Genomic DNA, 21,981 nt, shown 5'->3' on the forward strand with positions numbered 1-21,981 from the left:
CATGCAGAAACAGGAAGCAGTCGTACGCCCGGTGTCCGGCGCCCTCGGCGCGGAGATCTTCGGGATGGATCTGACGAACGTCAGCGACGCCGACTTCGAGCGGATCCGCGAACTGCTGCTGCGCTACCTGGTGATCTTCTTCCCGGACCAGTCCCACCTCACCCCGGAGGCCCACATCGCCCTCGGCAAGCGCTTCGGCGAGGTGGAGACCCACCCGTTCCTGCCGAAGGTCGAGGGCTACCCGGAGCTGGCGCTGATCGAGTCCGACAAGGGCGGCAAGGCCGATGAGTGGCACATCGACGTCACCTTCAGCCCCAACCCGCCGGTCGCCTCGATCCTGCACCTGGTCACCTGCCCGGAGTCCGGCGGCGACACGATGTGGAGCAACCAGTACCTGGCGTACGAGACGCTGTCCGAGCCGTACCGCGAGATGCTCGACGGGCTGACCGCCGTCCACGTCCTCAAGGCGCCCGAGGTCGGCGAGATGAAGGCCGAACACCCGGTGGTCCGCGTCCACCCGGAGACGGGGCGCCGCTCGCTGTACGTCACCCGCATGTGGTCGTCGCACATCCCGCAGCTCAGCAGGCACGAGAGCGATTCGGTCCTGCAGTTCCTCTTCGAGCACTCCGAGCAGCCGATCTTCAACTGCCGCTACCGCTGGCAGCCCGGCGCGGTGGCCATGTGGGACAACCGGGCGACCCAGCACCTGGCCATCAACGACTACTCCGCCTACCGCAAGGGCCAGCGGGTCACCATCCTCGGCGACCACCCGACCGGTGACGCGCCCCGCTGGAAGGAGTACGAGCGCCGAGGCGACGAGCGCTACTACCCGCGCCGCGTCAACGCCAAGGCGGGCTACTGACGGAGGCCCCGCCGCACGCACGGCCCCGGGCGGCGGGGGTCCGCTCCCCACCCCGCCCCTTCCTCCCGCATCCGGAGCGCTGCCCCGGCCCCGCTCCTCAAAGCCGGAGGGGCTGGGGGCCGGGCACGCCCCCGGCCCCGCGAGCCGTACGACGCGCCCCGGCCCGTCCCGGGGTATGGCGGGGAACGGCCCCGGCCCCGCGCCTCGCCCCTGCGTCGGGCATCGGCCTCGCGTCGGGCTTCGGCCCCGCGTCGGGTACGCGGTCGGCCCGGCGCTGGTCGTGCCGTACCTCGCCAGCGGCGACGACCTCGCCGACACCGGTCTCGCCGCCGCCCCGACCGATCAGCGCACCGTGGCCGACACCTTCGCCCGGCAGGGTCCCCGGCCCCAGTCGGCCGTATGGCGCGGCCCCGGCCCCGCACCCCGGCCCCGCACCCCGCCCCCGCGCCGGGCACCGGCACGGCCCGCGCCCCGTCGTACAACCGGCGCGCCCTACACCCCCAGCGCCCGCGCCCCCGCCCGGCAGCTCTCCCGCAGCGCCGCCAGCTCCGCGGGCGGCAGCCGTTCGGCGCTGCCGCGCCGCCCGCCGTCCAGCAGCACGCGCGCCCCGGCCAGCCACCCGGGCAGCGGCTCGACGCCGAGGTGCGCGGCCAGGCGGGTGAGTTCGGCGTCGGGGGCGTCGAGCAGCGCCTCGTACGACAGCGGCAGCACCAGCCCGGCGGGCAGCGCGTCGAGGTACGCCATCCCCTCGATCACCGTGTCCGACCACAGCCGCCCGAACGCGGACACCGGCACCGGCCGCGTCAACAGCGGCTTGACCTCGGCGCTCTCATCGCTCATCAGCGCGGCCAGCTCGCCCGGAACGTCGCCGCCCTCCCGCATCAGCTGGATCATCCGGAAGCCGGGGTGGCGGCTCATCGACAGCGCGCAGTCGGCCCCGTCCCGGTACAGATGGACGAACCGCGCCTCCGGGAACACCTCCCGCAGCCGGGGCACCAGCCGCAGCGAGAACCCGGACCGCTCCACCACCGCCCGGCTGTCGAACCGCTCGGCCAGCGCGTCGAACAGGGCCCGGTGATGGCCCCCGACCGGCCCCCGGGGCCGCGCGCCCAGCACCGGCCGCAGCGCGTCGAACAGCGCGTCCGGATCGTCGCTCAGATGCGGCAGCGTCGTCATCGACACCGCCGGTATCCCATTCCCCTCCGCCGAGAACCGCCCGCCGAGGCCGGGGTACGTATGCTCCGGCAGCCCGAAGCCCTCCCGGATGAGCCGGTTCGCGAACACCGGCGGGCTCGCCAGGATCTCCCAGAACTCCTCCCCGGACAGCGGCCCCTCGGGCAGCGCGCCCGGCTCCAGCGAGGCCATCAGCTCACTCAGGCTGAGGATGTGGGGGTGCAGACGCAGCACCTCCGACAGGGCGGTGGAGCCGCACCGCCCGGTTCCGACGACGAAGGTCAACGGCCGTGACGCCATGTCTCTCCCGGGGCATGAGGGGGCTGCCGGAACCACCGACGACCGGCCCCGGACTCTGCCGCGCCCCTACCCACCCACCCCGCCCGTACCCCTGCCCCGGCCCCTTACGAGGGCGTTCCCCACACTGGCGGGCTGAGCCGGGCGAACCCCTCCTGGCGCTGGTACGGGAAGTAGGGATAGGGGGCCGTCCTGCCGCTCGCCGCGTCGAGCCGCGCCATCTGGTCGGGCGTGAGCGCCCAGCCGACGGCACCGAGGTTCTGGCGCAGCTGCTCCTCGTTACGGGCGCCGATGATGACGGACGAGACGGTCGGCCGCCGCAGCAGCCAGTTGATGGCGATCTGCGGTACGGCCCGCCCGGTCTCCTCCGCGATCTCGTCGAGCGCGTCGACCACGCGGTAGAGGTGGTCGTCCTCGACGGGCGGGCCGTAGTCGGCCGTCCGGTGCAGTCGGCTGTGCGCGGGCAGCGGCTCGCCCCGCCGGACCTTGCCGGTGAGCCGCCCCCAGCCCAGCGGGGACCAGACGAGGGCGCCGAGCCCCTGGTCGAGCCCGAGGGGCATCAACTCCCATTCGTAGTCGCGGCCGATGAGGGAGTAGTAGACCTGGTGCGCCACATAGCGCCGGTGGCCGCGCGCGTCGGCGAGCGCGAGGGACTTCATCGTCTGCCAGCCGGAGAAGTTGGAGACCCCGGTGTAGCGGACCTTTCCGGCCCGTACGAGGTCGTCCAGCGTGGACAGGACTTCCTCGACGGGCGTACCGGCGTCGAAGGCGTGCAACTGGAAGAGGTCGATGTAGTCGGTGCCGAGGCGGCGCAGGGCGTTCTCGCACGCGGTGATCAGGCGCGACCGGGACGTACCGGCGTCGCCCGGTCCTTCGCCCGTCGGCAGGCCGGTCTTGGTGGACACGATCACCCGGTCCCGGCGGCCCTTGATCGCTTCGCCCAGCACCTCTTCGGAGGCGCCGTCGGAGTAGACGTCGGCGGTGTCGAACAGCGTGAGCCCCGCGTCGAGGCAGATGTCCACGAGGCGGCGCGCCTCACGCGCGTCGGTGCTGCCCCAGGCGCCGAACAGCGGCCCCCGGCCGCCGAAGGTCCCGGCCCCGAAGCTCAGCTCCGGGACCTGGAGCCCGGATGCGCCCAGCCGTCTGTATTCCATGACCAGCCCCTCTAACGGTTCTGTGGTTCCGTTAGCCTGAACGTAGCAGGGAAAGCAGGCTAACGGAACAGGAGTCCCGTTATGGCGGGCGCTGAGATGGCGGATCCGGGAACGGTCCGCCCTGGCGGACGTACGGCCAGGGTCAGGGCGGCGGTGCTGCGGGCGGCCGGGGACACCCTCGCCGAGCAGGGCTTCGCCCACCTCGACCTCGCGGACATCGCGCGCCGCGCCGAGGTGGGCCGTACGACCGTCTACCGCCGCTGGTCCACGGTGACCGGCCTGGTGGCCGACCTGCTGACGGACATGGCCGAGCAGTCGCTCCCGCGCACCGAGACCGGCTCGCTGCTCGGCGACCTGACCGCCAACGCCCGCCTCGTGCAGCGGACCTTGGCCGACCCGCGGCAGGGCGCGCTGTTCAAGGCGGTGATCGCGGCCGCCGTCTGCGACCCGAAGACGGCCGAGGCCCTGCACCGCTTCTACGAGATCCGGGTCCAGGAGTGGGCGCCCTGCGTCCAGCAGGCCATCGACCGTGGGGAAGTGCCCGGGGGCACCGATCCGTACGAGGTGATCCGGGCCGTCTCCGCCCCCCTTTACCACCGCCTCCTGACCAGCGCCCTCCCGCTGGACGAGGCGGCCGCGGACCGCGCCGCCGAGGCCGCGGTGGCGGCGGCGCGGGCGGGGGCGTACGCGCGTCAGACGGCCTGAACGAAGCCGTTCCGCTCACCGGGATAAGAGTCAGTGCCGCGTCGCGGCGACCTTCACCCCGAACCCGATCAGCACGACCCCGGTCACCCGGTCCAAGGCCCGCTGAACGGCGGGCCGTTCGAAGAAGCCGCGGGCCTTGGCCAGCAGCATCACGTACCCGGCGAGATAAACGGCGGTGATCGTCGCGTGCAGCAGCACCAGGATCGCCATCCCCAGGTGGGGAGAGAGTCCGGCCGGGGCGAGCGTCGGCAGCAGCCCCGTATAGAAGACAGCGATCTTGGGATTGAAGACATTGCTGAGCAGCCCCGTACGCCAGGGATTCCCCGCCGGGGCAGCCCCCGCCGGAACACCGGTCGACTGTCCACGCCGACTACGCAGCAACGACTGCACCCCGAGCACGATCAGATACGCGGCCCCCGCCAGCTTCACCACGGTGTACGCCACGGCCGACGCGGCCAGCACCGCCGCCAGCCCGACCAGCGTGAGCACACCCCACACCAGCAGCCCGGTCGTGATCCCGGCGGCCGTCCGCAACCCATCCCGCCAGCCGCACGAGACGGCCCGCTTCGTCACCACGGCCATGTCCGGCCCGGGCACCACGGTCAGGACGGCGAGCACCCCGGCGGCGGCGCAAAACTGTACGAACATGTGTCGCATCATCGCACTGGTCTGGGCACCCCTCTAGGCCGCTGTACGGCCGCCACCAGCACCACCGTGACGCTGACCAGCAGTGCCCAGGCCCCGAACTTCTCCACCGCGACCGGCTGCCACCCGTGCATCTGATTCGGGTAGCGCCAGGCACCCACGTACGTGGCGATGTTCTCGGCCAGCCACAAGAAGAAGCCGATCAGCGCGAACGACACCGCGAGCGGCATGCGGTAGCGCACGCTCCCCACGGTGAACCGCACGGACGTACCGGCGGTGACCGCCACGAGCAGCACGGCGAGCGCCCACCGCACATCGGGCAGCCAGTGGTGGCTGAAGAAGTTCACATAGACCGCCGCGGCCACCACCGCCGTCGACCACGGCCGATAACGCACCAGCTCCAGATCGTGCAGCCGCCAGGCGCGACACACGTAACTCCCCAGCGCCGCGTACAGAAACCCCCCGTACAACGGCACCCCGGCGAACTTGAACACCGCGGGCTCCGGATAGCTCCACGACCCCAGCGACACCTTCACCAGCTCAAACGCCAGCCCGATCGCATGGCACACCGCGATGATCGCCACATCCCGCCCGGTCTCCCACCCACACCACCGGAACACCACGGTGAGCAGCAGCCCGTAGACCAGCAACAGGTCATACCGGGCCACCGGCAACCGAGGCACCACCGCGGACGCCGCGACCCCGGCGAGCAACGCCACGGCGAACGCACAACTGCGCGTCTGCATCCGAGCGAAGCACACCACCTGCCGCGCAATCCCCAAAGCACCATTCACGCCCCCATGGACGCCCCCAACCCCCCACCGGGTTGCCCTCCCGCGCCATCATCTGCCGCGCCTCCGCGCCCCCACCCACGACGGCACCGGCTGGATCGGCCTGGGCCGCCAGACCGACACCGACAACGTAGGCATCAGCGTCTTCGGCACCTGCGCCGCCGTCTGACCCGAGCAGGGGTGTGACCGGCCATGGCGGTCAGCAGTCCGGCGCCATTGATGTCAGCCGTAGGCGTCAGCGGCAACGAAGAAGCCCCCGGCGAGGGATCTCGTCGGGGGCTTTTCGGCGGTGGCTGGGGCCGGGGTCGAACCGGCGACCTTCCGCTTTTCAGGCGGACGCTCGTACCAACTGAGCTACCCAGCCGCAGCGGTCCTGACGGGATTTGAACCCGCGGCCTCCACCTTGACAGGGTGGCGAGCACTCCAAACTGCTCCACAGGACCTTGCGTGTGTACGAGCACGAGTCTCGCACAAGGCGGCGTACGGGCCTAACGGGTTTCCGTTGGGGGGTCGTACTGCCTGCGATTTTCTCGGCGGTGGTTTTTGCTTTCCCCCGCGTCGATGTCGCTGGATCAGCGTATCAGACCTCTGGCCCTGTCCTGACCGCGTCGAGAGCCGTGCGGATGGCGGTCAGGCGGGCCTGGGAGGCGAGGCCCGGGTGGTAGAGGTGCAGCTCGTCCGCGCCCGCTGCCAGGCAGGTGGTCCATTCGGCGGCCAGGACTGAAGGGTCCGCCGGACGGGGTGGGAGGGCCGGGACGTAGGCGGCGAGGCGGGTGGCCGGGGCGGCCAGGGGGCGCAGGGCGGTGAGGTTCGCGGCGCCCTGGTCGGCGCTGGTCCAGGCGGAGGCGACCAGGGTGTCCACGGCGGGTGGGGCGGCGTCCCCGGCGATCGTCGCGAAGGGGCCCGTGGCCCACGGGTCCGCGCTCGCGTGGAGGGTGATGGGGGCGGGGCCGGTGGCGGCGGCCAGCACCTCGCGGCGCAGGTCGGCGGTCAGGGCGGTGCGGATCTCGCGCAGGGTTGGGAGGAGGGCGGGGGGTAGGGGAGTGATCCCGTCCACGGCCTGCCGGACCTGGTGGCGGAGGTGGCGGGGGTCGAGGTCGGCCGACTCGTAGCGGGGCAGGCAGGCGGCGCAGAAGCACCACGACAGGAGACGGTCCGCCGCCCAGTCCCAATCCGCGCCCGCCGTCTTCTCGTGGTGGCCGCCGTGCCCCAGCCCCAGGGGGCCGCACGCCTCCAGGACCAGGCCGTCCGGCTCGCCCAGCGCCAGGACCTCCCGTACGAGCGTGGCGCAGTACGCCCTGACCTCGGCGGACGAGGGGCACAGGGCGTACGGGTACGGGTCGCCGAAGGCGTTCCGTACGGCCAGGTCGGGGTGGGCGCGGCCGAGGCGGGTGTTGTGGGTCAGGACCGTCCAGGCGTGGACCGGGAGGCCCACGGCGCGCAGGGTGTCGCGGGCCGCCAGGAACGAGTCGGGGGACGGCATCCACGATGGGGTGCCCGGGACCAGCCGGGACCCGGCCCACGCCTCGTCCCGCACCGGCAGGTACAGCGCGGCGTGGTGCGCGTCGACCACCCGGTGCGCGGGGTGGAACGGGGTGGCGGCCCGTACGGAGTGGTACGCGGCGGCCAGCGCCACCGCGTCCACCCCCAGGGCCGCGATCCGCTCGGCGGCGGCCGGGTCACCGGCCACGTCCCAGGGATAGAGGTACGCCGTCGCGGCGATGTGCCCGGAGGAGTCGAGTGTCATCGTTTTTCTGTTTCTGTCGGATTCGTTGTTCGTTACTGTTCCCGGCGGGGAGGTGGTCAGGGTGCATCTGGGCCCTCTGGAACGGGCGGCGGACGGCCGGTGGCTTCTGGGAGATCCGGGGCGTAGACGTGGGGCGTACCTGGAACTCGGTCCAGAGGGGATCTGTCACCGGGTGACCGGTGAAGAACCTCGTACGGTGCCGTGGCCCAGGTTGATGATCGTGAACCTGACGGCTGCGACCGGCCGCTGGGCCACCACCAGGACCGCCGGGGCGACGCTGGGTTTGCGGTCCCCCGACTTCGGGCGCTACGGGTGCGCCCTGTGGACGACGCTGCGCCACCCGTACGTGGACTGGCGGGCCTGGTACAGCCATCACGAACGGCGCTACACCATGAGCGAGGTCATGCTGGTGCGCACGTTGATCCATCAGGCCCACAAGGCCGGTGCGGAGACGCGGCTGGGTGATCCGCGGTGGCTGGAGAGCGCGGTCGTACGGCTGGCACCGCTGCGGGCCCGGACGCACCGCTCCGCGTGGGAGGCGGTGGCGGAGGTCGTGGGCCCGGCCGGGGAGGGCTGAGCCCCCGATGGCCGGGCCGCTCCCGCCGCTGGCAGCAGCCCCGCCGAGGCGGGCGGCGTGACGTTCGGGCGGCGGGTCACCACCGTGGCAGGCCCGCCTTGAAGTCCGGGTTCACCCGCCGCATGTACCCCGTGTCGTCGCGCTTGCGCAGCCCGCAGGTCAGGTAGTTCTCGTGCAGCCGGGCGAGGACGTCCTCGTCCAGCTCGACGCCGAGGCCCGGGCCGGTGGGGACGGGGATCGCGCCGTCCACGAAGGTCAGCGCGCCCGGCCGCACCACGTCGTCCTGGGCGCTCCACGGGTAGTGGGTGTCGCAGGCGTACGTCAGGTTGGGGGTCGCGGCGGCGAGGTGGGTCATGGCGGCGAGGCTGATGCCCAGATGCGAGTTGGAGTGCATGGACATGCCGAGCCCGAAGGTGTCGCAGAGGGTGCCCAGGTGGCGGGTGCGGGTGAGCCCGCCCCAGTAGTGGTGGTCGCCGAGGACGACCTGCACCGCGCCCTGCGCGACGGCCGCCGGGATGTGGTCGAAGGCGACCACGCACATGTTGGTGGCCAGCGGGAGCGGCGACGCGGCGGCGACCCGCGCCATGCCGGGGATGCCGCCGGTCGGGTCCTCCAGGTATTCGAGGACGCCGTCCAGGGCCCGGGCGACGTCGAGGGAGGTCCGTTGCGTCCAGGCGGTGTTCGGGTCGAGCCGCAGCGGATGGTCGGGGAACGCCTCGCGGAGGGCGTGGATGGCGGCGATCTCCTGGTCGGGCGGGAAGACGCCGCCCTTGAGCTTGATCGACCTGAAGCCGTACCGGTCGATCATGCGGCGGGCCTGCGCCACGACGCCCTCGGGGTCGAGCGCGGCGCCCCACTCGTCCTCCTCGGCGTCCGGGTGACCGGCCCACTTGTAGAAGAGGTACGCGCTGTACGGGACGGATTCCCGCACCGCGCCGCCGAGCAGATCGCTCACCGGGCGGTCGGCCAGCTTGCCCTGGACGTCGAGGCAGGCGACCTCGACGGCGGCGTGCACCCGGCCGAGGTCGAAGGAGGAGATCTTGCCGCCCGCGTGGTCGAAGAGGGCCGCCGCCTTCTCGTACAGCTCGCCCAGCGCGTACACGCTCAGGCCGGTCAGATGGGGACGCAGCGCCGCGAGCCGTTCCAAGTGGAGGGTGTCGCCGAACGTCTCGCCGAGGCCCGTCACCCCGTCCTCCGTCACGAGCTGCACGATGCTGCGCAGCGCCCATGGCTCGTGGACGCCGTCCGCGTTGAGCAGCGGGGGGTCGCGGAAGGCGATCGGGGTGATCACCAGGTCCTTGATGCGCATACGTGTGGTCACACCAGTCCTCGTCCGGAGTCGATGATCTTTTGAAGTTCGGCGAGGTGGTCCTCGCTCGGGTCCACCAGCGGCGGTCGTACCCCGCCGACGTCCAGCCCACGCAGCCGCACCGCCGCCTTGATCAAAGAGATGGCGTAGCCGGGGACGGTGTCCCGCAGGGCGACCAGCGGCTGGAAGAACTCGGCCAGCAGCCGTTCGGCGGTCGCGGTGTCGCCGGAGCCGACCGCCCGGTGGAAGGCGAGGGAGACCTCGGGGGCGAAGCAGAACACCGCGGAGGAGTAGAGGTCCACGCCGAGGGCCCGGTAGGCGGGGACGGTCATCTCGGCGGTGGGCATGCCGTTGAAGAACTGGAAGTCCTCGCCGACCGTGGAGCGCACGGTGAGCACGATGCGCTGCATCAGGTCGAGATCGCCGGTGCCGTCCTTGAAGCCGGTCACCCCGGGGAGGGACGCGACGCGGGCGGCGGTCTCCGGGGTGAAGACGGCGTTGCCGCGCTGGTAGACGATCAGGGGCAGCCGGGTGGCGGCGGTGACCTGCTCGACGTAACGGACCAGGCCCTCGGGCGGGAAGGTGACCAGGTACGGGGGCAGCAGGAGCAGCCCGTCCGCACCGGCCCGCTCGGCGGCGCGCGCGAACCGGTCGGCCAGCGCGACCGGCCCGCCCGTGCCCGCGTAGACGGGGGCGCGGCCGCCGGTGACCTCGACGGCGACGCGGACGACGCGTTCGTACTCGCCGGGCTCCAGGCTGTGGAACTCACCGGTGCCGCAGGCGACGAACACCCCGCCAGGACCGGCGGCGACGCCCTGCTCGATGTGGGTGGCGAGGGTCTTCTCGTCGACGCTGCCGTCCGGGGTGAAGGGCGTGACGGGGAAGAAGAGCACTCCGGTGAGTCTCATACGGACCTCATCAGTGGGGGTGGGGGGTGGGGAAAGACGAGAAACAGATAACGGATGGCGGATGACGGAAGTCAGATGACGGGTAGCGGATGACAGGTGGTGGATAGCAGATGACAGATAGTGAAATCTGTCATCGCGATGACGGCATCCGTCCACCAACAGCCGTCAGCCCTTCAGCGCTCCCGCCGTCATGCCTCGGATCAGCGACCGCTGCAGCAGCAGATAGACGATCAGGCTCGGGATGAGCGCGAGCAGCGAACCGGCCAGCACCAGCCCCGGCCCGATCGTGTCGCTGCGCATCGTGGAGAGCGCGACCGACAGGGTGTAGTCCGACGGGTCGTTGGCGACGATCAGCGGCAGCAGGTACTGGTCCCAGATCATGATGAAGCCGAAGACGGTGATCACGCCGAGCGCCGGGCGGCACAGCGGCAGCACGACCTGGGCGAAGATGCGCCACTCCCCGGCACCGTCGATCTTGGCGGCCTCCTCCAGCTCCGCGGGCAGCTCCTTCATGAACTCGGTCATCACGAAGATCGAGAATCCCCAGGCCCCGAGCGGCAGGATCATGCCGAGCAGCGTGCCCTTGAGGCTCAGATGGATGACCGGGAGGTCGCCGAGGACGAGCGAGAGGGGGATCGCGATGACTTCCTCGGGCAGCATCATCGTCGTCAGGAAGAGCAGCGACAGGATGGCCCGCCCCCGGAACCGCTTGCGGGCCAGGGCGTACGCGGCGAAGACGCTGACGCTGACTTGGAGCAGCAGCGCGCCGCCCGCGACGATCAGCGAGTTGGCGAGGTAGTGCCAGACGTCCCGTTCGCCCGCGACCTTGAAGTTCTCCAGCGTCGGGGAGTTGGGGACGACGGACAGCTTCGTCGGGTCGGGGTTGTTGTCGAACGCGCCGGAGAACAGCACGATCAGCGGCCCGGCGAAGACGGCGAGCGCGAGCAGGCACAGCAGGGCCCGGAGCGCCATGCTCAGCAGATGGCTGCGGCCGGTGCGCCAGCCGAGCGCGGTCTCGACGCTCTGCGAGACACCGACGCCGGGGCGCTGCTCAGCAGTACGGGAAGCACGGGAAGCGAGGGAGAGGGTCACGGCCGGGCCTCCTTCCGTCGCTGGTACCACTGCATCGCGACCGTCAGGCACACCGTGACCAGGAACAGCAGCGTGGCGGCGGCGGAGGCGACGCCTATCTCGTTGCGGGTGAATCCGAGCTGGTAGATCCGGGTCATCCAGACGTCGGTGGATCCGGCGGGTCCGCCTCCGGTGAGGACGTAGACCTCGGTGAAGGTGCGGAACCCGCGGATGGCGGCGAGGGTGAGCAGGATCGTGACGACGGGACGCAGCGCGGGCAGGGTGATGTGGCGCAGCCGCTGCCAGGTGTTGGCGCCGTCGAGGGCGGCCGCCTCGTACAGCCCGCGGTCGACCTGGGTGAGCCCGGCGAGGACGATCACCATGTTGTACGGGCCGCCGGTCCAGACGGTGACCGCCATCACGGACCAGAGCGCCGAACCGGTGTGGTCGAGGTAGTGCAGCGGGCCGATGCCGAGGAAGCCGAGGACGGTGTTGAGGAACCCGGCGCTGGTCGGGTAGTAGAGCAGCCGCCAGATCTCGCCGACGACGGCGGTGGCGGTGACGACCGGCAGGAAGACGGCGGAGCGCATGAACCACAGGGAGCGCGCCGGGCCTTCGAGCAGCAGGGCCAGGACGAAGCCGACGATGACGGAGCCGATGGTTCCGCCGACTGCCAGCAGCACGGTGTGGCCCAGCGCGGCCTGGAACTGCGGATCGGCGAAGACCGACCGGTAGTTGGCGAGGCCCACCCACAGATTGCCGAGGAACGGCCGGACGTCGTAGAAGCTCAGCTGGACGCCCTTGGCCATGGGCAGGTACTTGAAGACGACGAAGAGGAGCAGGGCGGGGGCCACGAACAGCCAGGGCACCCACGACGAGGCGGGGGAGCGGCGGCCGCCGCGCGGGCGCCGCTTCACCGCCCCCACAGGCGGGGCGGCGGCCCGGCGTCGCCCGGACCCGGACCCGGGCCGCGGCTCGGTGGCCGCCGGGACAGCGGCCACCGTGTTCCCCGAGTGGCCCAGGGGCTGGGTCACTTGGCCACGCCCTGGGACTTCAGCTCCTGCTGCAGGGTGGAGTTCAGCTCGCTCAGCCCGCTCTTGACGCTCGACCCGCAGGTGGCGAAGAGCTTGTTCAGCGACTCGGCGGTGTCCTGCCGGATGGGCTGGTAGTTGATCGCGGAGGGGAAGGGCTTGGAGTCGTTCGCGTACGCGTCCGAGAAGATCTTCCACCGCGGGTCGTTGTAGACCTTTCCGGTGTCCACCTTGGTGTTCACCGACAGCCGGACGACGGGGGCGTCGGGCGCGGTCATGCCGAGCTTCTGCGCCTCGGGGCTGATCAGGAACTCGGCGAGCTTGCGCTGCTGCTCCGCCTTCTGGGAACCGGCCATCAGATAGACGTTCTCGCCCTCGGCCAGCACGGTGTTGCCGTCCGGGCCCTTGGGCGCGGGGATGACCTCCAGCTTGTCCTTGCCCGGCGTCTTGTCGAAGAGCGGGAACTCATAGGGGCCGGTGAGCGAGATGCCGACCTTGCCCTGCGTGAAGAAGGGGTACGAGTCGCCGGTGGTCATCGTGAGCGAGCCGGGCTGGGTGACCTTGCTGGAGCAGTACAGGCCCTTCAGCCAGGTGACCGTCTTGACGTTCGCGGTGGAGTCGGCGACCGCCTCGTACTTGCCGCCACCGCGCGAGGCGACGATGTCGCCGCCGCCCTGCCAGATGAAGTTGGACGCGAACCAGGCCAGGTAGCCGTTGTTGGTGGAGCCGGGGACGAGCAGGCCGTACGTGTCGTTCTTGCCGTTGCCGTCCGGGTCCTTGTCCGTGAACGCCTTGGCGACGTCGAGCAGTTCGGCCCAGGTCTTCGGGGCCTTCATGCCGACCTTCGCCAGCCAGTCCTTGCGGATGAACATCCCCTGGGCCTGGCGGGAGAACGGAATGCCGTAGACCTTGCCGTCGGTGCCGACCGCGCCGGACCAGGCGGTGCCGGTGATCTCGGAGGTGCCCGCGAGAGCCTTCTTGTCGATGGGCTGGAGCAGCCCCTGGGACTGGTAGTTCCCGAGGCTTCCCATGTCGTTGATGGTGACGTCGGGCAGGTTCTTGGAGGCCGCGCGCTGCTGGAGGAGCTTGTCGAAGTCGACGACGGGCTTGTAATCGACCTTGATGCCGGTTTTCTTGGTGAAGGCGGCGAATATCCTCTTGTAGGCCTTCGCGTCCACGGCGTCGCTGCGGGTCCACACCTCCAGCGGGCCCTTGGCGCTGCCGCCGCCGCTGCCGCTGGTGCTCGCGCCGCATCCGGCGACGAGGGAACCGGCGAGTGCCACGCATGCCAGAGGTGCCAGTCGCCTCGGTGTGGCTGAGTGTCTGAACATGGCCACCGCCCGTTCGTATAGATGAACACTGGTTATATTCACGAACCAGATGGCGGGACGCTAGAGCGCTCCGGGGTGGCTGTCAATACTTGTTTCACTCTGTGTTGTGTTGTTTGCTAAGCCGGAATCATCACCTCCATTTCCCTGCCTGAACAGGGCATCTCCCCTTCCCTCGGAAGGCATCCACACAATGATCAACACGCGTGGACGCTCAGATCGAGCCAAGATCGCGTACTACGAGGACCCCTCGCCCGGCACCGGAGCGCTCGCGCCCCGCGCCGCCTTCCGGTCCGACGCGCGCACCCTGTCCCTGAACGGCGACTGGCGCTTCCGGCTCTTCCCGACCGTGGCCCACGCGGAGGCGGCGGAAGCGGACCAAGGCGAGGAGGACGGCTGGGAGAAGCTCCCCGTCCCCTCCCACTGGGCCCTCCACGGCCACGGCGCCCCGCAGTACACCAACATCCGCTACCCCTTCCCGGTCGACCCGCCCCACCTCCCCACCGAGAACCCGACCGGCGACCACCGCCTCGTCTTCGACCTCCCCGCCGACTGGCCGGAGCCCGGCGACGGCCGCACCCTGCTGCGCTTCGACGGCGTCGAGTCCTGCTACCGGGTCCGCCTCAACGGCCGGGAGCTGGGCACCGCCAAGGGCAGCCGCCTGCCGCACGAGTTCGACACCGGCCCCCAGCTGCGGCGGCACGGCAATGTGCTGTCCGTACGCGTCCACCAGTGGTCCTCCGGCGCTTACGTCGAGGACCAGGACATGTGGTGGCTGGCCGGGATCTTCCGCGGCGTCACGCTCCTCCACCGCCCCGAGGCCGCCGTCGAGGACGTCTTCGTGCACGCCGGGTACGACCACCGCACCGGCCACGGCACCCTGCGCGTCGACGCGAGCGTGGACGCGGTTCCGGCGGAAGGCCGCGTCACCGTCCCCGAGCTGGGCCTGACCCTCGCGACCGGCGAGACCGCGACCGTCCCCGGCGTCCAGCCCTGGTCCGCGGAGGCGCCCCGGCTGTACGAGGCGACGCTCGCGACCGGCGGCGAGCGCGTCCCGCTGCGCCTGGGCTTCCGTACGGTCGCCGTCGAGGACGGGGTGATCACGGTGAACGGGCGGCCGCTGCTGCTGCGCGGCGTCAACCGCCACGAGTTCCACCCCGACCACGGCCGCGCCGTCCCGTACGCCACCATGCGCGAGGACGTGCTGCTGATGAAGCGGCACAACATCAACGCCGTCCGCACCAGCCACTACCCGCCCGACCCCGCCTTCCTCGACCTGTGCGACGAGTTCGGGCTGTGGGTGATCGACGAGGCCGACCTGGAGACCCACGGCTTCATCTACGGCGACTGGCGCGGCAACCCCGCCGACAACCCGGACTGGGAGGAGGCCCTGATCGACCGGGCCGCCCGGATGGTCGAGCGGGACAAGAACCACCCCAGCGTGATCATGTGGTCGCTGGGCAACGAGTCCGGCACCGGCCGCAACCTGGCCGCCATGTCCCGCTGGATCCGGGACCGCGACCCGAGCCGCCTGATCCACTACGAGGGCGACTGGTCCTGCGAGCACACCGACGTCTACAGCCGGATGTACGCCTCGCACGAGGAGGTCGAGGCGATCGGCCGCCGCGCCGAGAAGCCGCTGGACGACCCCCGGCTGGACGCCCGCCGCCGCGCCCTGCCGTTCATCCAGTGCGAGTACGCGCACGCGATGGGCAACGGACCGGGCGGCCTCACCGAGTACCAGCGGCTGTTCGAGACGTACGAGCGGCTGCAGGGCGGCTTCGTCTGGGAGTGGATCGACCACGGGCTGCGCGCCCGGGACGCCGCCGGGCGGCCGTACTTCGCGTACGGCGGCGACTTCGGCGAGCCGCTGCACGACGGCAACTTCTGCGCGGACGGCCTGCTCTTCCCCGACCGGACGCCGTCCCCGGGGCTGCTGGAGTACAAGAAGGTGATCGAGCCGGTCGGGATCTGCGTGGACGCGGCCGCCCGCAGTGTCCGCGTCACCAACAAGTACGACGTCATCGACCTGACCGGGCTCGCCTTCTGCTGGTCACGCGAGGTGGAGGGGCGCCGGGTGGCCGAGGGCGCCCTCGACGTGCCGCCGCTCGCGCCGGGGGAGTCGGCCGAGGTGCCGCTGCCGGAGGCGGTCGGTGGGGAGCCCGAGGGCGAGGAGTGGTGGACCGTACGGGCCGTTCTGGCGGCCGACACCGCCTGGGCGCCCGCGGGCCATGAGGTGGCGTGGGGCCAGGCGCGCGCCCGGGGGCCCGCTGTGACGCGTACGCCCGGGGCGCGCATCGCCCCCGTACGCGCCCCCCGAGCCGGGGATCTCCTGACCCTCGGCCCGGCCACCTTCGACCCCCTCGACGGCAGCCTCCGCACCCTCCACGGCCTGCACGTCGCCGTCCCGCCCCGGCTGAACATCTGGCGCGCCACCACCGACAACGACCGGGGCCCGGACGAGACGAAGTCCCTCGCCGCGCTGTGGCGCCGCCACGCCCTGGACCGGATGCGGCACCGCTGCGACGGCGTCGCGGTGGAGGGCGAGTCGCTGGTGGTCACGGCGCGGGTGGCGCCGCCCGGCGGCTTCTTCGGCCTCTTGGTCAGCTACCGCTGGACCAGTGAACGGACCAGTGAACGGACCAGCGAACGGCCCGGCGAACGGCCCGGCGACGGCACCCGGCTCGACCTCGCCGTCGACATCGCCCCGGACGGCGAGTGGCCCTGCCCGCTGCCCCGGCTCGGGCTGGCCATGGGCATACGGGCGCCGCTCGACTGGATCGAGTGGTACGGCGGCGGCCCCGGCGAGTCGTACCCCGACACCCGGCGCGCGGCGCGCACCGGGCGCTGGGCGACGACCGTCGAGGAGTTCCAGACGCCGTACGTCTTCCCGCAGGAGAACGGCAGCCGCGCCGACGTCCGCTGGGCCGAGCTGCGCGGCCCGGACGGCGGCGGGCTGCGGATCGAGGGCCGCCCCGCCTTCGCGCTCACCGCGCGCCGCTGGACCACCGAGCAGCTGGAGACCGCCCGGCACCCGTACGACCTGACCCCGGGCGAGGTGCTCCACCTCGACCTGGACGCGGCCCAGCACGGCATCGGCACCGCGTCCTGCGGCCCGGGCGTCCTCGCCCCGTACGAGCTGCGGGCCACCGAACGGACGCGCTTCGGCGTCGGCTTCACCCTGCCGCGCTGAGCGCACGGCATGCCGTACACAGCACGTAGGCCGCGTCTCGTCGAGCGAGACGCGGCCTACGCACCAAAGATGTGGGTGCCCCCAACGGGATTCGAACCCGTGCTACCGCCTTGAAAGGGCGGCGTCCTGGGCCACTAGACGATGAGGGCCGATGGCCCACCTGGGCGTCTCGCGACGCTTTCGGGGGGACGCGAGAAGCATATGGGATGCCGGTGAGGTTCGCCAAAACGGTTTACGGACCGGTCGGCGCCGGGGTCGCCCCGGGCCGGTTCTCGGCCGGGAGATGACGGCTGACCTCGGCCTTGGCGAGCCCGAGCCCGCCCAGATCGATCTCGTCCCAGGCCTGCAGCCGCCGGGTGTCCCGGTCCAGGTAGAGGACCGACGCCTGCACCTTGTCGGGCTCGGCGTCGTCCACCGCGCGCAGCCCGCTGCCGCCCGTCGAGCCCTCCGTCATCAGCCGGGTGCCGCCGGGCAGCACCTCCGTCCGGCGGTGGTGGACATGACCGGTGAGGGCGAGCGGGACCGTGCCGTCCGTCTCCCGGGCGGCGAGGGGGTTGTGGGCGACGGCGATGTCCACGGGCGCGCCCGCCGCCTTCCGGGCCCGGATCGCGTCGGCCAGCGCCCGGCCCGCCCGGTGCTCGGCGGCGTCACCGGCCACGGCGGCGGAGCGGTCCGGGGTGAACTGCGGATCGCCGATGCCCGCGATCCGCAGGCCCCCGACGGTCACCGTGCGGCCGCCGTCCACGACGTGGACGCCCTCGCGGCCCGCCAGATAGCGCTGTGTCGTCGCGGAGTCATGATTGCCGCGTACCCATACATAGGGGGCGCCCAGGTCGGAGACCGGCTCCAGGAAGCCGTTCTCGGCGGCGGTGCCGTGGTCCATGGTGTCGCCTGTGTCGACGATCACGTCGATCTTGTACTGCCGGACCAGCGACTGGACGATGTGCCAGGCGGCCGGGTTGAGGTGGATGTCCGATACGTGCAGTACCCGCATCGTCGTCGGGTCGGGCCGGTAGGCGGGCAGGGTCGACGTCGCCTCGTACAGCTGCGTGACATTGGTCACGAGCCGGGCCAGCTCCCGCTGGTACACATCGAAGTCCGTGACGATGCTGCGCGCGTTGCCGACCACCGAAGGCGCGCTCGACAGCAGCCCCGAATAGCGCGGCTCCAGCACCGAGTCCGGGTTCCAGGTCGCGTACGCGGCGCCGCCGGAGGCGGCCAGCAGCCCCAGCGCGAGGCCGCCCGCCGCCAGCGCCCGCCGGGGGCGGCGGTAGACGGCCAGGCCCAGCGCGGTGGCGCCGAAGACGACGGCCGCGCAGGAGCGCACCGCCAGGTCCCGGGTGCCGCGTACGACGTCGCCCGCCACCTCCTCCTGCAGCCCGGACAGCCGCTCGGGGCGGTCGACCAGCGCCGCGGACCGGATGGGGTCGAGCCGGTCCACGTCGACGTCGAGGCGGAGCGGGGCGTGGTGGCTGCGGAGTTCGAGGGCGCCGAGCGGCGAGACGTTGATCTCGGTGCCGCCGGTGAGGGACGGCCTGAGCGCCATCCGGGTGTCCATCGGGCCCACCGAGGCGTGGACGCTCCCGACGACCAGCAGCCCCATCCAGGCCCCCAGGAGGGTCACCGCGGCCAGCCCGGCGGCGCGGACGACCGGCCGTGGCCGCTCGGTGGCCGGGGCGAGGGGCAGCGGATCGCGGGCCATGGGTGCGCGTATGCCCGCCCGCCCGGCGCGCCATTCCCGGCCGCCCCCGCCGCCTCGGCGCACCATTCCCGGGCGCGGACCGTCCCCTTCCGGGCCCGGCTGCCCGACAATGGCCAGGTGCTGGAGATGACGCGCGAGGAGTTCGAGGAACTGGTGGCCGAGGCGCTGGACCGTATCCCGCCGGAGCTGACGCGGCTGATGGACAACGTCGCGGTGTTCGTGGAGGACGAGCCGCCCGCGGACGACCCCGAGCTGCTGGGGCTCTACGAGGGGACGCCGCTCACCGACCGCGGCGAGTGGTACGCGGGCGTCCTGCCCGACCGGATCACCATCTACCGGGGGCCGACGCTGCGCATGAGCGAGACCCGGGAGGACGTGGTCCAGGAGACCGAGGTGACCGTGGTCCACGAGATCGCGCACCACTTCGGCATCGACGACGAGCGGCTGCACGCACTCGGCTACGGGTGAGGCCGCGAGCGGTGCCATGGGTGAGCCCACGGGCGGTGCGCGGCCGCCTCCGGCGCACGGGTTACGCCGCACGCGTGTCCTAAGGGGGGCGGGGCCAGTTGGGTACTGCGTCACAGCCCTGCGGCCTGGAGGTGTCCCACGCATGTCTGGAACCCCCGCTCCTCGCACCGACCGTTCCTCCCGCACCGACGCGCCCCGCGCCTCGCGCGCCCCCCGCGTCTCGGCGCGGAGCGCCGTGGTGGTGACCCTGGTGGCCGGGGCCCTGGCCCTGGGCGGCTGCATGAGCATCTCCGACGACCCCGGAAAGCCCGACAAGCACCGGGGCGGCTCCGACAAGGGCGGCGGCGCTGCGGAGCCCGGTGGCGGCGTGGTGGTGCGTACGGACGGCCGCGGGCATACGTACACGGAGGCGGCGCGGGACGCCAAGGGCCATAAGCGCAAGGACGGCGAGCGCCGTTCGCCGTCGGCGTCCGCCGCCGCGGAGCCCGGGGAGAAGCCCTCGCCGTCGCCCGGGAAGCACGGCTCCGGGGCGCACCGTCCGGTGCCCTCCCCGCCGCCGGAGCCGGGCGCGCCCGCGCCCTCCGAGGCCGCGCCGGAGCCGCGCCCGTCGAGCCCGCCGCCGAGCGCGCCCGACCCCAAGCCCACCCCCTCGGAACCGGCCTCCCCGCCCACTTCCGCGCCCGCCGAGCCCGCGGGATAACGCGGGCTAACGCGCGGGGTAGCGCGGGCGAACGCGCGGCCGGGCGCGCGATGTCATACGGGGAGTGATGTGGGACACGTGGGGTAGGGATGGCCAGTTGGCGTAGCGAATTTGCTCTTGGGGGGTGGGGGTGCGTATGGTGGTAGATCGTTTGATCCCATTTGCCCGGCGCCTCATCGAAGTGCGCCGTGAGGCGCGTTCCTTGCCATCCCGTGGCTGACCGCATAGAGGCGGTCGTTTGCGACAACACGGAGTTTGGGCGCGTGCCGAGACTCCGGAAGGTTTCGCATTTCGCATGTCCGTTTCCACTGATCACGCCGTCATGCCCGCCACCGACGAGCAGGGCGACCCCGGGGACCAGCCCCAGCCGGTCGAGCAGCTCCAGCAGGCCGAGCGCGCCGAGTCCACCACTGCCCCCGCCGAGCCCGGCGCCGACGTCTCCGCGGACGACACAGTCGACGCGGCCGACGCCGACGACGCCGAGCAGAGCACCCCCGAGACTTCCAAGGGCCCCGAAATCACCTTCGCTGACCTCGGCCTCCCCGAGCAGATCGTCCGCAAGCTCGCGCAGAACGGCGTGACCACGCCCTTCCCGATCCAGGCCGCGACCATCCCCGACGCCATGGCCGGGAAGGACATCCTCGGCCGTGGCCGTACCGGCTCCGGCAAGACGCTCTCCTTCGGTCTTCCGCTGCTGACCTCGCTGGCCGGCGGCCACACCGAGAAGAAGCGCCCCCGGGGCCTCATCCTGACCCCCACCCGCGAGCTGGCGATGCAGGTCAGCGACGCGCTGCAGCCGTACGGCGACGTCCTCGGCCTCAAGCTCAAGGTGGTCTGCGGCGGCACCTCGATGGGCAATCAGATCTACGCCCTGGAGCGGGGCGTGGACATCCTGGTCGCCACCCCGGGCCGGCTGCGCGACATCATCGACCGTGGCGCCGCGACCCTCGACAAGGTCCAGATCGCCGTCCTCGACGAGGCCGACCAGATGGCCGACATGGGCTTCCTGCCCGAGGTCACCGAGATCCTGGACCTGGTGCCGAGCGGCGGCCAGCGGCTGCTGTTCTCCGCGACGCTGGAGAACGAGATCGACAGCCTGGTCAAGCGCTACCTGGTCGACCCGGTCACCCACGAGGTCGACTCGGCGCAGGGCGCGGTCACCACGATGACCCACCACGTGCTCGTGGTGAAGCCGAAGGACAAGGCGCCGGTCACCGCCGCCATCGCGGCGCGCAAGGGCCGCACCATCATCTTCGTCCGCACCCAGCTGGGCTGCGACCGGGTCGCCGAGCAGCTGTGCGACGCGGGCGTGCGCGCCGACGCGCTGCACGGCGGCATGACGCAGGGCGCCCGCACCCGGACCCTGGCCGACTTCAAGGACGGGTACGTCAACGTCCTCGTCGCCACCGACGTCGCCGCCCGTGGCATCCACGTCGACGGCATCGACCTGGTGCTCAACGTGGACCCGGCCGGTGACCACAAGGACTACCTGCACCGCTCCGGCCGTACGGCGCGGGCGGGCAAGAGCGGCACCGTCGTGTCGCTGGCCCTGCCGCACCAGCGGCGGCAGATCTTCCGGCTGATGGAGGACGCGGGCGTCGACGCCTCCCGTCACATCGTCGGCGGGGCGGGCGTCTTCGACGAGGACGTGGCCCAGATCACCGGCGCCCGTTCGCTCACCGAGGTGCAGGCCGAGGCCGCCGCGAACTCCGCCAAGCAGGCCGAGCGCGAGGTGCAGGACCTCACCCGGGAGCTGGAGAAGGTGCAGCGGCGCGCGGGCGAGCTGCGCGAGGAGGCCGACCGGCTGTCCGCCCGTGCGGCGCGCGAGCGCGGCGAGACCCCGGCGCCGCAGGGCGACGCGGCCGAGGCCGGTGCCGAGACCGCCGGTGCTCCCGCCGAGGCCGTTCCGTTCGTGCCCGCGCAGCGCTCGGCCGAGTCGTCGGCCCCGGCCGCTGAGCGCCGGGACGAGCGGGGCAACTTCGACCGCCGGGACCGCCGGGATGACCGTGGTGGCGACCGTGGTGGGCGTTCGTTCGAGCGTCGTGATGACCGTGGTGGCTTCAACCGTGATCGCCGTGACGACCGTCCGTCGGGTGGCCGGGATCGCCGGGATGACCGGGGTGGGTTCAACCGGGACCGTCGTGATGACCGTGGTGGCGACCGTGGTGGGCGTTCGTTCGAGCGTCGTGATGACCGTGGTGGCTTCAACCGTGATCGCCGCGATGACCGTCCGTCGGGTGGCCGGGATCGCCGGGATGACCGGGGTGGGTTCAACCGGGACCGTCGTGATGACCGTGGTGGCGACCGTGGTGGGCGTTCG

Annotated in this window: 18 protein-coding genes and 3 tRNA genes; 7 read left to right on the forward strand and 14 right to left on the reverse strand. The window is 72.0% G+C overall.

Going from position 1 to position 21,981, the window contains the following annotated elements:
- Position 1: 1 nt before the first annotated feature.
- Positions 2–862: a TauD/TfdA dioxygenase family protein gene (locus ACWC5C_RS33155; RefSeq protein WP_385444036.1), complete on the forward strand. Its 861-nt coding sequence runs from the start codon at positions 2–4 to the stop codon at positions 860–862.
- A gap of 492 nt (positions 863–1,354) precedes the next feature.
- Here ACWC5C_RS33155 and ACWC5C_RS33160 read toward each other — a convergent pair whose 3' ends face one another.
- Both ACWC5C_RS33160 and ACWC5C_RS33165 read right to left on the reverse strand, forming a co-directional pair.
- Positions 1,355–2,335: a sulfotransferase family protein gene (locus ACWC5C_RS33160; RefSeq protein WP_450881531.1), complete on the reverse strand. Its 981-nt coding sequence runs from the start codon at positions 2,333–2,335 to the stop codon at positions 1,355–1,357.
- Positions 2,336–2,439: 104 nt separating this feature from the next.
- The gene (locus ACWC5C_RS33165) at positions 2,440–3,486 is read right to left on the reverse strand and encodes an aldo/keto reductase (RefSeq protein ID WP_450881533.1); all 1,047 of its coding nucleotides are present in this window, start codon (positions 3,484–3,486) and stop codon (positions 2,440–2,442) included.
- A gap of 81 nt (positions 3,487–3,567) precedes the next feature.
- Between ACWC5C_RS33165 and ACWC5C_RS33170 the strand changes: the two genes are divergently transcribed.
- Positions 3,568–4,191, forward strand: coding sequence for a TetR/AcrR family transcriptional regulator (locus ACWC5C_RS33170; RefSeq protein ID WP_450881535.1), 624 nt, complete (start codon positions 3,568–3,570; stop codon positions 4,189–4,191).
- A gap of 30 nt (positions 4,192–4,221) precedes the next feature.
- Here the strand turns inward: ACWC5C_RS33170 and ACWC5C_RS33175 are convergent, their stop codons facing one another.
- The 5 genes from ACWC5C_RS33175 to ACWC5C_RS33195 form a co-directional block, all read right to left on the reverse strand.
- Entirely contained in the window at positions 4,222–4,839 is a 618-nt protein-coding gene (locus tag ACWC5C_RS33175; RefSeq protein WP_450881537.1) for a LysE family translocator, read from the reverse strand.
- 8 nt (positions 4,840–4,847) lie between these two features.
- Positions 4,848–5,630, reverse strand: a complete 783-nt coding sequence (locus tag ACWC5C_RS33180) for a DUF817 family protein (RefSeq protein WP_450881539.1) — start codon at positions 5,628–5,630, stop codon at positions 4,848–4,850.
- A gap of 287 nt (positions 5,631–5,917) precedes the next feature.
- Positions 5,918–5,991 (reverse strand) — tRNA-Phe (locus ACWC5C_RS33185).
- Between the two features lie 4 nt (positions 5,992–5,995).
- Positions 5,996–6,070: transfer RNA gene (locus ACWC5C_RS33190), tRNA-Asp, on the reverse strand.
- 137 nt (positions 6,071–6,207) lie between these two features.
- Positions 6,208–7,374 carry a hypothetical protein gene (locus tag ACWC5C_RS33195; RefSeq protein ID WP_450881541.1) on the reverse strand — a complete coding sequence of 389 codons (1,167 nt, stop codon included), beginning with the start codon at positions 7,372–7,374 and terminating at the stop codon, positions 6,208–6,210.
- 220 nt (positions 7,375–7,594) lie between these two features.
- Between ACWC5C_RS33195 and ACWC5C_RS33200 the strand changes: the two genes are divergently transcribed.
- Positions 7,595–7,951, forward strand: a complete 357-nt coding sequence (locus ACWC5C_RS33200) for a hypothetical protein (RefSeq protein WP_450881543.1) — start codon at positions 7,595–7,597, stop codon at positions 7,949–7,951.
- 76 nt (positions 7,952–8,027) lie between these two features.
- Here ACWC5C_RS33200 and ACWC5C_RS33205 read toward each other — a convergent pair whose 3' ends face one another.
- From ACWC5C_RS33205 to ACWC5C_RS33225, 5 genes are all read right to left on the reverse strand, one after another.
- On the reverse strand, positions 8,028–9,272 hold the full coding sequence (locus ACWC5C_RS33205; protein WP_450881545.1) for a glucarate dehydratase family protein: 1,245 nt from the start codon (positions 9,270–9,272) through the stop codon (positions 8,028–8,030).
- Positions 9,269–10,168, reverse strand: a complete 900-nt coding sequence (locus ACWC5C_RS33210; protein WP_450881547.1) for a 5-dehydro-4-deoxyglucarate dehydratase — start codon at positions 10,166–10,168, stop codon at positions 9,269–9,271. Before ACWC5C_RS33210 ends, ACWC5C_RS33205 begins: the two co-directional genes overlap by 4 nt.
- Positions 10,169–10,333: 165 nt before the next feature.
- Positions 10,334–11,260 (reverse strand): carbohydrate ABC transporter permease, encoded by a 927-nt coding sequence (locus ACWC5C_RS33215; protein WP_450881549.1) that lies wholly within the window; start codon positions 11,258–11,260, stop codon positions 10,334–10,336.
- Positions 11,257–12,273, reverse strand: a complete 1,017-nt coding sequence (locus ACWC5C_RS33220; protein WP_450881551.1) for a carbohydrate ABC transporter permease — start codon at positions 12,271–12,273, stop codon at positions 11,257–11,259. Before ACWC5C_RS33220 ends, ACWC5C_RS33215 begins: the two co-directional genes overlap by 4 nt.
- A complete protein-coding gene (locus tag ACWC5C_RS33225) occupies positions 12,270–13,553 on the reverse strand; it encodes an ABC transporter substrate-binding protein (RefSeq protein WP_450881553.1) in 1,284 nt (427 codons plus the stop codon). The genes ACWC5C_RS33220 and ACWC5C_RS33225 overlap by 4 nt, the downstream gene beginning before the upstream one ends.
- Before the next feature lie 238 nt (positions 13,554–13,791).
- Between ACWC5C_RS33225 and ACWC5C_RS33230 the strand changes: the two genes are divergently transcribed.
- Positions 13,792–16,791, forward strand: a complete 3,000-nt coding sequence (locus ACWC5C_RS33230; RefSeq protein WP_450881555.1) for a glycoside hydrolase family 2 TIM barrel-domain containing protein — start codon at positions 13,792–13,794, stop codon at positions 16,789–16,791.
- Positions 16,792–16,867: 76 nt separating this feature from the next.
- Here the strand turns inward: ACWC5C_RS33230 and ACWC5C_RS33235 are convergent.
- Positions 16,868–16,940: transfer RNA gene (locus ACWC5C_RS33235), tRNA-Glu, on the reverse strand.
- Positions 16,941–17,023: 83 nt separating this feature from the next.
- Positions 17,024–18,559, reverse strand: a complete 1,536-nt coding sequence (locus ACWC5C_RS33240) for a metallophosphoesterase family protein (RefSeq protein ID WP_450881557.1) — start codon at positions 18,557–18,559, stop codon at positions 17,024–17,026.
- Between the two features lie 51 nt (positions 18,560–18,610).
- Here ACWC5C_RS33240 and ACWC5C_RS33245 point away from each other — a divergent pair, with 51 nt between their 5' ends.
- The 3 genes from ACWC5C_RS33245 to ACWC5C_RS33255 form a co-directional block, all read left to right on the forward strand.
- On the forward strand, positions 18,611–18,961 hold the full coding sequence (locus tag ACWC5C_RS33245; protein ID WP_450881559.1) for a metallopeptidase family protein: 351 nt from the start codon (positions 18,611–18,613) through the stop codon (positions 18,959–18,961).
- 142 nt (positions 18,962–19,103) lie between these two features.
- A complete protein-coding gene (locus tag ACWC5C_RS33250) occupies positions 19,104–19,661 on the forward strand; it encodes a hypothetical protein (RefSeq protein WP_450881561.1) in 558 nt (185 codons plus the stop codon).
- Positions 19,662–19,956: 295 nt separating this feature from the next.
- Positions 19,957–21,981 (forward strand): DEAD/DEAH box helicase (locus tag ACWC5C_RS33255; protein WP_450881563.1); only part of this gene is annotated, 2,025 nt, incomplete at its 3' end.

It is taken from the genome of Streptomyces sp. NPDC001700 (genome assembly GCF_053596435.1).

Coding starts and splice junctions, on each gene's coding strand:
- ACWC5C_RS33170 (WP_450881535.1), top strand. CDS start 3,568: ATGGCGGGCGCTGAGATGGCGGATCCGGGAACGGTCCGCCCTGGCGGA.
- ACWC5C_RS33240 (WP_450881557.1), bottom strand. CDS start 18,559: ATGGTGCGCCGAGGCGGCGGGGGCGGCCGGGAATGGCGCGCCGGGCGG.
- ACWC5C_RS33230 (WP_450881555.1), top strand. CDS start 13,792: ATGATCAACACGCGTGGACGCTCAGATCGAGCCAAGATCGCGTACTAC.
- ACWC5C_RS33250 (WP_450881561.1), top strand. CDS start 19,104: ATGTCTGGAACCCCCGCTCCTCGCACCGACCGTTCCTCCCGCACCGAC.
- ACWC5C_RS33165 (WP_450881533.1), bottom strand. CDS start 3,486: ATGGAATACAGACGGCTGGGCGCATCCGGGCTCCAGGTCCCGGAGCTG.
- ACWC5C_RS33210 (WP_450881547.1), bottom strand. CDS start 10,168: ATGAGACTCACCGGAGTGCTCTTCTTCCCCGTCACGCCCTTCACCCCG.
- ACWC5C_RS33195 (WP_450881541.1), bottom strand. CDS start 7,374: ATGACACTCGACTCCTCCGGGCACATCGCCGCGACGGCGTACCTCTAT.
- ACWC5C_RS33175 (WP_450881537.1), bottom strand. CDS start 4,839: ATGTTCGTACAGTTTTGCGCCGCCGCCGGGGTGCTCGCCGTCCTGACC.
- ACWC5C_RS33155 (WP_385444036.1), top strand. CDS start 2: ATGCAGAAACAGGAAGCAGTCGTACGCCCGGTGTCCGGCGCCCTCGGC.
- ACWC5C_RS33160 (WP_450881531.1), bottom strand. CDS start 2,335: ATGGCGTCACGGCCGTTGACCTTCGTCGTCGGAACCGGGCGGTGCGGC.